The organism is Rhizobium sp. PK7-22, assembly GCF_056530405.1.
In genome coordinates this window covers 3,175,391-3,188,852 of the sequence record NZ_CP096514.1, presented here as the reverse complement: position 1 = coordinate 3,188,852, position 13,462 = coordinate 3,175,391, and the positions used below count along the sequence as shown (strand labels likewise).

The 13,462-nt window shown below is 64.3% G+C and carries 9 protein-coding genes; 6 read left to right on the top strand and 3 right to left on the bottom strand.

The window, feature by feature from the left end:
- The first annotated feature begins 246 nt into the window (after window positions 1-246).
- The 4 genes from M1E10_RS20400 to M1E10_RS20385 all read left to right on the top strand — a co-directional run bounded on the left by M1E10_RS20400 (window position 247) and on the right by M1E10_RS20385 (window position 5,076).
- The gene (locus M1E10_RS20400; RefSeq protein ID WP_499177243.1) at window positions 247-1,152 is read left to right on the top strand and encodes a DMT family transporter; all 906 of its coding nucleotides are present in this window, start codon (window positions 247-249) and stop codon (window positions 1,150-1,152) included.
- 186 nt (window positions 1,153-1,338) lie between these two features.
- On the top strand, window positions 1,339-2,091 hold the full coding sequence (locus M1E10_RS20395) for a gluconate 2-dehydrogenase subunit 3 family protein (protein WP_499174621.1): 753 nt from the start codon (window positions 1,339-1,341) through the stop codon (window positions 2,089-2,091).
- A gap of 10 nt (window positions 2,092-2,101) precedes the next feature.
- Window positions 2,102-3,868 carry a GMC family oxidoreductase gene (locus M1E10_RS20390; RefSeq protein ID WP_499174620.1) on the top strand — a complete coding sequence of 589 codons (1,767 nt, stop codon included), beginning with the start codon at window positions 2,102-2,104 and terminating at the stop codon, window positions 3,866-3,868.
- The gene (locus tag M1E10_RS20385; RefSeq protein WP_499174619.1) at window positions 3,865-5,076 is read left to right on the top strand and encodes a cytochrome c; all 1,212 of its coding nucleotides are present in this window, start codon (window positions 3,865-3,867) and stop codon (window positions 5,074-5,076) included. Before M1E10_RS20390 ends, M1E10_RS20385 begins: the two co-directional genes overlap by 4 nt.
- Before the next feature lie 79 nt (window positions 5,077-5,155).
- Here the strand turns inward: M1E10_RS20385 and M1E10_RS20380 are convergent, their stop codons facing one another.
- Together M1E10_RS20380 and M1E10_RS20375 are read right to left on the bottom strand one after the other, a co-directional pair.
- Window positions 5,156-6,796 carry a DEAD/DEAH box helicase gene (locus tag M1E10_RS20380; protein ID WP_499174618.1) on the bottom strand — a complete coding sequence of 547 codons (1,641 nt, stop codon included), beginning with the start codon at window positions 6,794-6,796 and terminating at the stop codon, window positions 5,156-5,158.
- A 344-nt stretch (window positions 6,797-7,140) separates the two neighbouring features.
- Window positions 7,141-7,458: a hypothetical protein gene (locus M1E10_RS20375; protein ID WP_499174617.1), complete on the bottom strand. Its 318-nt coding sequence runs from the start codon at window positions 7,456-7,458 to the stop codon at window positions 7,141-7,143.
- A gap of 380 nt (window positions 7,459-7,838) precedes the next feature.
- Between M1E10_RS20375 and M1E10_RS20370 the strand changes: the two genes are divergently transcribed.
- Window positions 7,839-11,498, top strand: coding sequence for a PAS-domain containing protein (locus tag M1E10_RS20370; protein ID WP_499174616.1), 3,660 nt, complete (start codon window positions 7,839-7,841; stop codon window positions 11,496-11,498).
- On the opposite strand, the gene mnmC2 is transcribed toward M1E10_RS20370, so the two are convergent.
- Window positions 11,485-12,204 carry a tRNA (5-methylaminomethyl-2-thiouridine)(34)-methyltransferase MnmD gene (gene mnmC2, locus M1E10_RS20365; RefSeq protein ID WP_499174615.1) on the bottom strand — a complete coding sequence of 240 codons (720 nt, stop codon included), beginning with the start codon at window positions 12,202-12,204 and terminating at the stop codon, window positions 11,485-11,487. The two genes, M1E10_RS20370 and mnmC2, sit on opposite strands and share 14 nt — an antisense overlap.
- Between mnmC2 and M1E10_RS20360 the strand changes: the two genes are divergently transcribed.
- The gene (locus tag M1E10_RS20360; protein WP_499174614.1) at window positions 12,203-13,390 is read left to right on the top strand and encodes an NAD(P)/FAD-dependent oxidoreductase; all 1,188 of its coding nucleotides are present in this window, start codon (window positions 12,203-12,205) and stop codon (window positions 13,388-13,390) included. The two genes, mnmC2 and M1E10_RS20360, sit on opposite strands and share 2 nt — an antisense overlap.
- Window positions 13,391-13,462: the final 72 nt, after the last annotated feature.

Genomic DNA, 13,462 nt, shown 5'->3' with positions numbered 1-13,462 from the left:
GGCTGCCAGAGGACGTCAGTGGGTGCCTGAAATGCTGCCGGATGCTCCCGCGGACGACGTCGAAGACGCTTCACTACGAGACAGGAAGCCTAGGAGATGGGCGTTTCAGCCCTGTTCCGGCGCGGGAGACGACGGCATTTGGGCAAGCGTCAGCCGCACTGAAGCAACTGGTAAGTTTTTCTGCTTTGACCGATGGCGGAGGGCTGTCTAGGAAGCAGATGCCACTTTTCTGATCGCCGGAACCCCCTGATGCTGTATCGACTGGCTCCGGCCGTATTCGTCCTTCTCTGGTCCACCGGCTGGCTCGTGGCAAAGTTTGCGGTGGCGCATGCCGACCCGCTGACCTTCATGGCCGCGCGGCATGCGCTGGCGGCCCTTGCCTTCACGGCGCTCTGCCTGGCTGCGGGTGCCGCCTGGCCGCGCTCGAAGCGGGCGATCGGCCATGCGCTGATCTCGGGCATCTTCCTGCACGGGCTTTATCTCGCCGGTGTCTGGTGGGCGATCGGGCAGGGCGTGCCGGCAGGGCTGTCGGGCATCATCGCCGGGCTGCAGCCCTTGCTGACGGCGCTGGCTGCCCCATTCCTGATCGGCGAACGCCTTCGCCCGCTGCAGAAGGTCGGCATCGTGATCGGCTTTGCGGGCATCATGATCGCCATATCGCCGCAACTCTTCGACACGCTGGAGCAGGGTCTCGTCGGGCTCGGTCTGCCGATCATCGTCAACCTGACCGCGATGTTTTCCGTCACCTACGGCACGCTCTACCAGAAACGCCACCTGCAGCAGGGCGACCTCCTGTCGATCGCCGTGCTGCAGTTCGTCGGCGCCTTCATCGTCACCGTGCCGCTGGCGCTCGCCTTCGAGGACCTGCGCTTCGACTGGACGGGAGAGGCGATCTTCGCCATGGCCTGGTCGGTGTTCGGGATCTCGATGGGCGCCGTCGGCCTGCTGCTCTACCTGATCCGGCGCGGCCAGGTCTCGCGGGCCGCCTCGCTCATCTACCTGATGCCGCCGGTGGTCGCCATCGAGGCATTCTTCCTGTTCGGCGAGCCGCTGACGCTGCCGATGATCGTCGGCACCGCCATCGTTGTCGCCGGCGTCTACATGGTCAACCGGAACGGCAGTGCCCGGCCTCCTGGCCCCGTCTCGACCTGAGACATTTGCAAATGCATTTTCGTATCAGCGGAATACCTCTGAAATAAAAAGTTCCTGACGGTCGTCAATTGCCGGCTTGTAACGATTGGCCATTGGGTTAGGTTGAAGCGAACCGTTCGGTTCGATCATCTCGGCGCACGTCGCAAGACGCGTCACCGACCTTTTCTCGTTGGAGGAGGTCTTTCCATGGAAAGCCACTGTCTGAAGCGCCCCACCCGGCGCCAATTCCTTTCTTCCGTCGCATTTGCAGCACTGGCCGGCAGCGCCGGGGGTGCGCTGGCTCGCAGCATCTCGGGCGAACTGCCCTGGCAGTCGGGGGCGGCCGATCCGCCGCTTCAGGTGCGCCCCGACGGATGGATGTTCTTCACCGCCGACGAGGTTGCGACTATGGAGGCCGTGGTCGATCGGCTGATCCCAGCCGATGACCTCTCGATCGGCGGCCGGGAGGCGGGCTGCGTCCTCTATCTCGACCGGCAGCTGGCCGGTTCCTATGGGTCGTCCGCGCGCCTCTATACCGGCGGGCCCATCCTGCCCGGCCTGCCGACCCAGGGCTATCAGAACGCCGAGACGCCGGATCAGCGCTATCGCCTCGGGATCGCCTCCCTCAATGCCTGGACTCGCGACAACAAGGACGGCAAGCGTTTTGCCGAGCTGTCGGGCGACGACCAGGATGGCGTGCTGACGGATCTCGAAGGCGGCAAGATCGAGCTCCCCAACAAGGTGAATGCCAAGGCGTTCTTCAACCTGATGCTGAGCGGCGCCATGGAAGGCTTCTTCGCCGATCCGATCTATGGCGGCAACAAGGACATGGCCTCGTGGCGGATGCTGGGTTTTCCCGGCGCCCGTTACGACTATCGCGACCATGTCTCCAAACACAATGAACCCTATCCTCTGCCGCCGGTCTCGATCGCCGGTTCGACGGAATGGATGAGCAGGTAGGATTTCAGCCATGACAACAATTCTCCCCCGCAAGGACGTCGTCATCGTCGGCCTGGGCTGGACGGGTGCCATCCTTGCCCATGAACTGACCGAGGAAGGCCTCGACGTCGTCGCCATCGAACGCGGCCCATGGCGCGATACGGCCACCGATTTCAACATCGGCTATGTACAGGACGAGCTTCGCTACGCGATCCGCAAGGACCTGTTCCTGCAGCCGGTCACGGAAGCGATGACGATGCGCAACAACACCTCTCAGACGGCCCTGCCGATGCGCGACTATGGCTCGTTTCTTCTGGGCAACGGCGTCGGCGGCGCCGGCGTTCACTGGAACGGCCATACCTGGCGTTTCTGGGATACCGATTTTCAGATCGCCGATCACCTGACCCAGCGCTACGGTGCTGAAAAGTTTGCCGAACTGCAGCTGCAGAACTGGGGTGTCACCGGCGCCGAGCTCGAAAACGCCTACGATCGCTTCGAATACCTCAGCGGCATCTCGGGCAAGGCGGGCAACGTCAACGGCGAGATCCGCGAGGGCGGCAACCCGTTCGAGGATCCGCGCTCGCGAGAGTATCCCCTGCCGCCGATGCAGATGACCTATGCGCCGACGCTGTTTGCCGAAGCCGGCCGCGCGCTTGGCTATCACCCGTTTCCGACGCCTTCGGCCAATATGTCGGAGGACTACATCAACCCGCTCGGCATCGCCATGGGCCAGTGCACGATGTGCGGGTTCTGCGAGCGCTTCGGCTGCGCCAACTATTCGAAGTCGAGCGCCCAGACGACCGTGCTTCCGGTGCTGATGAAGAAGAAGAACTTCGAGCTGCGCACCCATTCGGAGGTGCTGCACGTCGATCTCGACGCCGCCAGGACCCACGCCCGCGGCGTCACCTATGTGGACACCTCCGGCGAGGAGTTCTTCCAGCCGGCCGACATGGTGCTGCTCTGCGCCTACGGCCTGCACAATGTCCGGCTGATGATGCTGTCGGGCATCGGTCAGGCTTATGATCCCAATACCGGGGAGGGGACCGTCGGCCGGAACTACTGCTACCAGACCAATTCCGGGGCGCAGGTGTTCTTCGACGACAAGAACTTCAATCCCTTTGTCGCTGCCGGCGCGCTCGGCCAGACGATGGACGATTTCAACGGCGACGCCTTCGACCACGGCGGCCTCGATTTCGTCGGCGGCGCGGGCATCAACTGCATTCCGACCAATGGCCGCCCGATCCAGACCCGGCCGACGCCGCCGGGCACGCCGCGCTGGGGCAAGGACTGGAAGCAGGCAACGGTGGATTCCTACAAGAGCACGCTGTCGTTCTCCGCCCAAGGCTCCAGTTACCCGACCCGCGGCAATTATCTCGACCTCGACCCGACCTACAAGGACCGCTTCGGCCGGCCGCTGCTGCGGGTGACCTTCGATTTCCCCGACAATGACATCCGCATGGCAAGCTGGGTCTCGGGCAAGATGGAGGGGATCGCCAAGGAGCTCGGGGGCCGCCAATACACGGTCTCGCCCCGCAAGAAGGGCTGGGATTCGGTGCCCTACCAGAGCACCCACAACACGGGCGGCGCGACGATGGGAGCCGATCCGCGGACCAGTGCGGTCAACAAATACCTGCAGAGCTGGGATGTCCCGAATGTCTTCGTCGTCGGTGCTTCCGCATTTGCACACAATGCCGGAAAGAACCCGACCGGCACGGTCGGCGCGCTTGCCTATCATGCGGCCGATGCGATCCGTCAGCAGTATCTCCGCAATCCCGGACAAGCTCTGGTGTCGGCATGAGGACGATCGCTCTTTGCCTGTCCGTCACCGTCGCGGCGCTCGCGTCCTCCTCCGTTCTCGCCCAGGCGCCGGACGATGATGCCAAGATCATCCGTGGACGCTACCAGGCGATCCTCTCGGATTGCGCCGCCTGTCACACCACGCCCGGCGGGGCGCCGCTTGCCGGCGGCCTGCCGCTCGAGACGCCGTTCGGCAAGCTCGTTCCGCCCAACATCACGCCTGACGACGAAACCGGCATCGGCAGCTGGTCGGCGGAGGATTTCCGCAGCGCGATGAAGGAGGGCATCGGCCACGACGGCAAGCGCCTTTATCCCGCCATGCCCTATCCAGCCTATACGAAGATGAGCGACCAGGACGTCGACAACCTCTGGTCCTATATCCGCACCGTCGAGCCGGTCCACAATCCGGTCGAGGCAAACCAGCTGCCGTTCCCGTTCAACATTCGCCTGGCGATGCTGGGCTGGAACATGCTGAACTTCGAGCCGGGCGATTTCCAGCCCGATCCGAACCAGTCGGAGGAATGGAACCGCGGCGCCTACATCGTCCAGGGGGCCGGCCATTGCGGCACCTGTCACTCGCCCAAATCCATCCTCGGCGCCGACAAGGGCGACGAGGCGCTGCAGGGCGCCTCGCTGCAGGGATGGTATGCCCCCAACATCACCGGCAACAGCTATCTCGGTGTCGGTGGCTGGAGCGAGGACGAGATCGTCCAGTACCTCAAGACCGGGCAGAATGCCCACTCCATCGCGTCCGGTCCGATGCGGGAGGCGGTCCAGGAATCGACGTCGATGATGACGGATGGCGACCTGAAGGCGATCGCGGTCTATCTGAAGAGCACGGAAGGCGGCGAGACGCAGAAGCCGCAGCCGATCGCTGCCGATGATGCGCACATGCGGGCAGGGGCGATGATCTATCACGATACCTGCTCGGCCTGTCACCGCGGCGACGGCTCGGGCGGAAAGCAGCTGTTCCCGGCTCTGGCCGGAAGTCCGCTCGTGCAGCAGCCGAGTGCCGAGACGCTGACGCATGTCGTCCTCAACGGCTCGCAGGGTGCAGCCACGCCGGAGGCCAGGACAACGCCGGCCATGCCGTCGTTTGCCTGGCGCCTTGACGATCAGCAGGTCGCAGACGTCCTGACCTATATTCGCAACAGCTGGGGCAATGCTGCGCCGCCGGTGACGGCGGATGACGTCAAGGCGCAGCGATAGGCGTCAACGCCCTGTCGAAACGAAGAAAGCCGCCCCGTTTCCGGGGCTGCTTTCTCATTTTTCGAACCGATGGAACCGCTTAGGCGGGGCGGCGCGTGCGGCCCTGGCCGCCGCCGGTGTTCTCGCCGCCGAACTTGACGGGACCGCCGTTGGCGCTGCCCTTGGAGGCAGGACGGCCGTGGCCGCTGCGGGTACGCTGGTTGGCGGCTTCATGGGCGCCGTGGGCTGCAGGAGCTGCACCCTTGCGGTGTTCCTTGCGAGCCGGACGACCTTCGGCACCGTTCGGGCCGCCGAAGGCCTTCTTGGCCGGACGGAAGTCCGATGTCGAGGTCAGGTCGTTGTCGCCCTGCGGGGCGCTTTCGCCGCTGCGCTGGCCGCGGAAGTCGTCGTTGCGACGGTTGTCGCGCTGCGGACGCCCACCGCGTTCCTCAGAGCCTTCAGCCTGCGAGAAGGGCTTGCGGGCCGGGCGATCGCGACGTTCCGGACGGCCTTCGCCGCCGGGACGGCCGCCGCCGTTGCCACGGGCCTGGCGTGGGGCCGAAGCACCGCGCTTGTTGCCGCCGCCGCGTGCCGGACGAGCCATGCCGACCGGGCGCTCGCCCGATGCGGTGGTGATCTCGATGTTCATCAGACGCTCGATGTCACGCAGCAGACCGGCTTCGTCGGGTGCGCAGAAGGCGATGGCGATGCCGTCCTTACCGGCACGCGCGGTGCGTCCGATGCGGTGGACATAGGCATCCGGCACTTCCGGAAGATCGTAGTTGAAGACGTGGGTGACGCCCGGGATGTCGATACCGCGGGCTGCAACGTCGGTTGCCACCAGTACGCGGATATCGCCGTCGCGGAAGGCCTTCAGGGCCCGTTCGCGCTGGCCCTGGCTCTTGTTGCCGTGGATGGAGGCAACCTTGAACTCGACCTGCTCCAGGTGCTTGGAGAGCTTCTCGGCGCTGTGCTTGGTGCGCAGGAAGACCATGGCGCGGCCGTCCGGGTTCTCCGTCAGGGACTTCTTCAGGAGATCGGTCTTGTCGTTCTTGCCGGTGACGAAGTGGACGAACTGCTCGACCTTGTCGGCAGCCTTGCCCGGAGGCGTCACGGACACCTGGACCGGATCCTTCAGGAAGTCGGACGCCAGATCGGCAATCGCCTTTGGCATGGTGGCCGAGAACAGCAGGGTCTGGCGCTTGGCCGGGACCATCTTGGAGATCTTGCGCAGGTCGTGGATGAAGCCGAGGTCGAGCATCTGGTCGGCTTCGTCGAGCACCAGGTAGCGAACCGTCGTCAGGCCGATGGCGCGACGCGAGATCAGGTCGAGCAGGCGGCCGGGGGTGGCGACGAGAATGTCTGTACCCTTTTCAAGCTGCTGCTGCTGCTTGTTGATCGAGGCGCCGCCGACGACGGCGTTGATCTTCAGCGGCGTGTTGCGGATGTAGCTCTTCAGGCTGACGGCGATCTGGTTGACCAGCTCGCGGGTCGGAGCCAGAATCAGCGCACGGGTGGTGCGGTTGTCAGGACGCTTCGGGTCCTTGGACAGCATTTCGATCAGCGGCAGGCCGAAGGCGGCTGTCTTGCCGGTGCCGGTCTGTGCCAGGCCGACCATGTCGCGACCCTGGAGAAGCTGGGGAATGGACTTTTCCTGGATCGGGGTCGGGGTGTCGTAGCCGAGAGCGGAAAGCGCGTCTACGAGCTGCTTGGACAGGCCAAGCTCTTGGAAATTCGTCAAGTCGAATACCTTTTCGGGGCGCCAAAAGCGCGCAACCGGCTACAGCACCATGCTGTCCGGCTTGCCCTTGGCGTCAAGAACCCCGCGTGAAGTGGGAACTTGTGTGTTGGAAATTGCTCTCCAGCGCGTAAACCCTCGGGAGGTGAGGGCGATCTATCTGTGCGCCTTGTTCCTTCTTCGCGACTATTGTGTCGCAGGGCCAACTCACGCGGCGGCCGGAAGGTGAAAGCTGTCGTTCATTTGGTGGATCAGCGGCCCAAAGTCAAGTGACGATTCTGCGGCTGCAATGCGAAAGCCCGCCTCCAGACATGGACGCGGGCTCTAATTTGTTCAATGGATTCCGTTCAGTAGCAGACGCGGGCGCGATAGGCTTCGCCCCACTCGTTCTCCACCCATTCGAAGTGGCAGCGCGGCGCAGGCCGGTAATAGGTGCGGCGATAGACCGGTGGCGGCGGCGGCGCATACTCGTATTCGGGTTCGACATAGACGCGGCGTGGCTGGGAAGCGATGGCTCCACCGATGATGCCGCCGGCCAGGCCCGCTGCAACGCCGGCCCAGACGTCGTCGTGACGATCGCGGGCCTGCGCGTTCGGAACCGCAAGAGCCCCCATCGCCGTCAAAGCCATCATGCCCGCAGTCACAGTCTTCTTAAGTGTTCGCATGATCCTCATCCTTTCCCTCTCCAGGGTATGGGAAGAGTGTCGCCAGCAATCCCGGCGGATTGATGGAGGTGCGGAAGCCGTAGTCTGAACGGCTGTTCAGCCAGATGCGGCTTGCGGTTGAGAGCGCGCTCGACGGCATTTCCGAAAGCGGGAACTGTGGCTGGAACGTGGCGCGAACATGGCATTGGCAGGGCAGGGTTGAAAGCGCCGAAGCGTGCCTTAGACGGGCAAAAAACCTGACAATTGTAAACTTTCGGGACAGTCCGACGCGCTTTGCAAGGATTTGTTAACGCTCGCTATGGTGTTATTCCGGAATCGGAGCACAACAGAATCGCTGCGGGACGCCGCTGTTCAAGCGGCTGGAGCGGAAGACGGTGGGTATGCAGGGCCAACTCCTGACAACGGCTTGCGCGCGGATCGGTGATCTGCGCGAACCTGCGTTCATCAAGGACAGCACTCTCAACTACATTGCCGTCAACGAGGCTTATGCGGCCCTGTTCGGCGGCGCGCCGGCGGATTTCGTCGGTCAATCCACCCGCGAGCTGCTGCAGAGCGAGCACGACGGGGACCGCCGGGAGAAGGAATGCCGCGCGCTGATCTTCGGCAGCGAGGAAACGGCGCGCGTTCTCGACTCCGCCGGCAAGCCGGCTTTCGAGGTCGCCATCGAGCGTTTCGTCACGGAAGATGACCGCACCTTCGTGTTCGGTCGCTTCACGCCGGTGGAGGAGGCCGGCCACGTGCCGCGACTGGTTGTGACGGACGGGGGAGAAAAGACCATGCGTGACAACGCGGACGGCCGCTATCAGGATTTGCAGCTCGAGAACGCTCTCGACCTCCTCGACGTCGGCATCGGCATCTACGATGAGGGCGATGCGCTTATCTACTACAATGCGCAGCTGGAAGAATTTTACGAAACTTTCGGCGTCTCCCTTCGGCACGGCATCCGCTACGATCAGCTCCTGCAGGAGATCTACGAGAAGCGCGTCAAAAATAACCCGCGCCTGCAGGGGCGGGAGCCGCCGGAACGTGCGGCCTGGATGCAGGAACGCGTGAAGTCCTTCAGGCTTGCCTATTCGGAAACGGTCGAGCAACTGAGGGACGGTCGCTGGCTGAAGAGCGTCAACAAGCGCCTGGACAATGGTCTCGTCATCGCACTGCGCTCCGATGTCACCGACTTCAAGGAGCAGGAGCATCACCTGCGCAAGAATATCGGCGAAGCCGAGCTCCTGCGAGCGGTGCTGGAGGACCTGCCGGTCGCCGTCTTCATGCGCGACAGCGAGCAAAGGCTTGAATTCGTCAACGCCGCCTACGAGGAGATGTTCGGCGACAAGCGCGGCAACATCCTCGGCAAGACCGATGCTGAGATGTTTCCCTGGAAGGCGGAGCGCAGCCAGAGCGAAAACGACCGAATTCTGGACGACGGCGAGGCGATCGAAAAGGCCGAGGACAAGACGTTTCCGGACGGCCGCACGATTCCCGTTCTCACCCGGCAGATGCGCGTCCTCGATGCCGAGGGCGAACCGCACCTCGTAGGGTCCATCACCGACATCACGCCCTACAAGCAGGCCATGGAGCACGCCGACAAGCTGCGCCAGGACATGCAGACCATCCTCGGCGGCGTTCCGGTGGGGATAGGCATTCTCGACCGCGACTTCACCTTCGAATATGCCAACCCGGCCTTCTACGGCTTCTGGGATGCCGGCGAGCAGTTCGAGCTGATCGGCCGGCCCTACCGTGATTTCCTCAAGGTCAATTTCGACAACGGCATCTACAGCGATACCGACAAGAGCTTCGAGGAGATCTACAGCAAGCGGATCGCCGACCTGACCCAGGAGGGCGAGCAGCCGCCGATCGAGGTCCGCAGCGCCCAGGGGCGGGTGATCCTGATCTCCGGCACCCGGCTCACGGGCGAAAAGCTGCTGCTCAGCTACACCGACATCACCGCGATCCGCAAACGCGATGAGGAGATGCGGGCCGCCCAGCAGGCGCTCGATCGCCAGGGCGCGCTGATGCGCGACGCCACCAGTGCCATGTCGCAGGGATTGCTCATTCTGCACGACGGGATGATCGTGTTTTCCAACAATGCCCTGCCGGCGATGCTGGAGATCCCGGAGGCGCTCGGAAGCCCCGGCGCCCTGTGGCGCGAGGTCTTCCGCTTCTGCGTCAAGCGTGGCGATCTCGGGCCTACCGACAAAGCCATGGAGACGCTTCGGACCTGGGAGGAGAGCGTCAGCCAGGGCCAGTCCGTCGAGGTCACCTTCAAGGTCGACGGCCGCAAATGGATCCATGTGGAGGCCAATCTCAGCGGCAACGATCACTGGCTCGCCGTGTTTACCGATGTCACCGACGTCAAGGAGCGCGAGGCGGAGCTGACGCGCCTGGTGCAGCGCGCCGAGGCGGCGGACAAGGCAAAGTCGGAATTCCTTGCCAACATGAGCCATGAGATCCGCACGCCCATGAACGGCGTGCTCGGGATGGCGGAACTTCTGGCAAAGTCCAACCTCGACACCCGCCAGAAGACCTTCATCGACATCATCGTCAAGTCGGGCAATGCGCTCCTGACGATCATCAACGACATCCTCGACTTCTCCAAGATCGACGCCGGCCAGATGAAGCTCCGGAAGGCACCCTTCGATCCGGTCGAGGCGATCGAGGACGTGGCGACGCTTCTCTCATCGGCGGCGGCCGACAAGGACATCGAGCTGATCGTGCGCGGCGATGCCTCGGTCAAGGAGACGGTGCTTGGCGACGCCGGCCGCTTCCGCCAGATCATCACCAACCTCGTCGGCAATGCGGTGAAGTTCACCGAGAAGGGCCATGTCTTCATCGACCTGCACTCGGAGGCGATCGCCCAGGGCGAGATGATGCTGTCGGTGCGGATCGAGGACACCGGTCTCGGCATTCCGGACGAGAAGCTGAAGTCGGTCTTCGAGAAGTTCTCTCAGGTCGACGCCTCTTCGACACGGCGCCACGAGGGCACAGGTCTGGGCCTTGCCATCACCGCCGGCCTCGTCGACCTCTTCGGCGGCTACATCGAGGTCGAGAGCGAAGTCGGCAAGGGGTCTGTCTTCACCGTCAAGCTGCCATTCCACGTGGTCAGCGAGCGCACCACCAATCCTTCACTGCCGGTCAATACAGCAGGTGCTCGGGTTCTCGTCATCGACGACAATGCCGTCAACCGGCGCATCCTGACCGAGCAGCTCACCATGTGGGGCTTCGATACGGTTGCTGCCGACGGTGGCGCCGAAGGACTTGCGGTCATGGCAGAAGTCGTTCGGCTCGGCATGACCATCGACGCCATTGTGCTGGACTACCACATGCCGGAAATGAACGGGCTCGAAGTCGCGGCGCACATCCGCGGCGACCGTCGCTTCGACGGGATCGGGATCATCTTCCTGACGTCTATGGACATGGCGGGCGACGACAGCACGTTCGCCAAGCTCAATATCCAGGCGCACCTGATGAAGCCGGCGCGCGCCAATCTTCTGCGCGCAACCGTCGTGGAGGTGGTGCGTTCGGTTCGCCTGAAGCGGCGCACGGATGTGCCGGTGCCGTCACTTCCGGCCGCATCGGCGTCTGCGCCGCGGCTGGTCGAACAGGGCAGCTACGGCAACGAGACGATGCCGGCGGCACCGCCGGCGCCCTTGATCGACGTCCTGGTGGCGGAGGACAACGAGGTCAACCAGATCGTCTTCACCCAGATCCTGCAGGGCACCCCCTGGCGCTTCGAGATCGTCGAGAACGGCGCCAAGGCCGTCGACGCATGGCAGGCCATGGCTCCTTCGCTCATCCTGATGGATGTGTCGATGCCGGTGATGAACGGGCATCAGGCGACACAGAAGATCCGCGAGCTGGAGAAGCAGACGGGCGGCCATGTGCCGATCATCGGCGTCACGGCGCACGCGCTGGAAAGCGACAGGGAACTCTGCATCGCGGCGGGCATGGACGACTACATGTCGAAGCCGATCAGCCCGGAACTGCTGGAGCAGAAGATCCGCCAGTGGCTAGGGGCGACATCGGCCTCCCTCAGGTCGAGCTGACGGGCTTTCTACCGCACAGCATCTCGCGCTTGCCGGCAAAGCCCGGTCGGCGCACGACCGTAAAGCCTGCAGCCTGCAGGTTTCGCCGCACGAAGCCTGCCGCCGCATAGGTGGCGAAGCTCCCGCCGCGCACCGTTCTGTCGAAGATCGCCTGCATCAGTTCCGCAGACCACATGTCGGGGTTTCGCGAAGGGGCGAAGCCATCGAGGAACCAGGCGTCTATATCCACCGGCTCCGCCGTCACACCGTCCAGCGCCGGGCCGATAAAGACCGTCAGCCGCGTCTGCGCATCCACCTCGATCTCCACGCGCCCTTGCGGAACCACAGGCCAGGCCGCGACCAGCGCCGTCCGCTCCTCGGTGATCTCCGGCCACTGCGACAGGGCGCGGTCGATCTCGTCGGCGGCCATGGGATAGAGCTCGAAGGAGGTGAACTGCAGGTGCTGGCCCGGCTGTCGCACAAGCTTCCATTGCCGCCAGGTCTCGCAGAAGTTCAGCCCTGTGCCAAAGCCCAGTTCGCCTATGCGAGAATTTCGTCCGTCGTCCCATCGCTGAGGCAAGTCGTTACCGGCCAGAAAGACGTGGCCGCACTCCAGCCGGCCGTCTTCCCGGCAATAAAAATGGTCGCCAAACTGGGACGAGTAGGGCATATCGCCCTCATGCCACTCGAGGCTTGCCCCATCACTCTTAGAATTATTGTCGCTCATGACCACAGCCGATAGTCCCGCCGGCCGGGCCGGTCAATCGCTTCCGTCACGCCAGGATCTCGTCATCCTCGGTGGCGGCATCATGGGGCTGTGGGCAGCGCTGAAGGCCGACCGGCTCGGCATCCCGACGCTGCTGCTCGACGCCGGGACGCTGGCCAGCGGTGCCTCCGGCGGCCTCCTCGGCGCGCTGATGGCGCATGTGCCGGATCGCTGGTCGGAGAAGAAGCTGTTCCAGTTCGACGCGCTCGTTTCGTTGGAAGACGAAATCGCCGGGCTCGAAGCCGAAACCGGCCTCTCCAGCGGCTATCGCCGCTCCGGCCGGCTGATCCCGCTGCCGAAGCCGCATCTGCGCGACATCGCGCTGCGCCATCAGCAGGACGCGAGCGAGAACTGGGCGTCCGCCGGCCATGATTTCGCCTGGGACGTGCTCGATCCGGACGCCGTTCCGGGTCTCGATCCCGCCTTCACCGGCGCCGGCGTGATCCACGAGACGCTGGCCGGGCGGGTGTCGCCGCGTGCGCTGATGTCGGTGCTGGCCGCACGGCTGCGGGCGTCGTCCAACGTCCGGATCGTCGAATGGGTGCCGGCACTGCGCATCGATGCGGCACAGAACCGGGTGGTGCTCGCGGACGGCACGGCGGTCGCCTTCGGCCATTGCATCGTCGCGGCCGGTCCGTCCTCCTTTCCGCTTCTGGATGATCTCGGCGGTGGCGCTCCCCGGTCGCTCGGACGTCCGGTGAAGGGACAGGCGGCGCTCCTGAAGGCGGACATCGATCCCGCGCATCCGATCATCTTCCTCAACGGCCTCTATGTCGTTCCCCATGACGACAGGCTGGTCGCCATCGGCAGCACCAGCGAGGAGGAATACGACGCGCCTTTCTCGACCGACGCCAAGCTCGACGACCTTCTGGAGCGGGCGCGGCAGCTGGTCCCGGTGCTGCGCCAGGCGGAAGTGGTCGAGCGCTGGGCGGGGCTGCGGCCCAAGGCAATCGGCCGCGATCCCATGGTCGGGCCGCATCTTGACCATCCGTCGGTCATTGCGCTCACCGGCGGCTTCAAGGTCAGCTTCGGCATCGCCCACCGGATGGCCGATGCGGCGCTGTCGGCCATGGCCGGTCAGGTGATGGATGTGCCCGACGCCTTCACCTTCGAGACCCATCTGCGGCTTGCCACCCAGCCCGGCTGACCACCGCAGGTATCGACATTTGCGTCTCGACAGCGGCGGGACGGCTGGCTACCGTCGCCTTCTTGTCTGGCA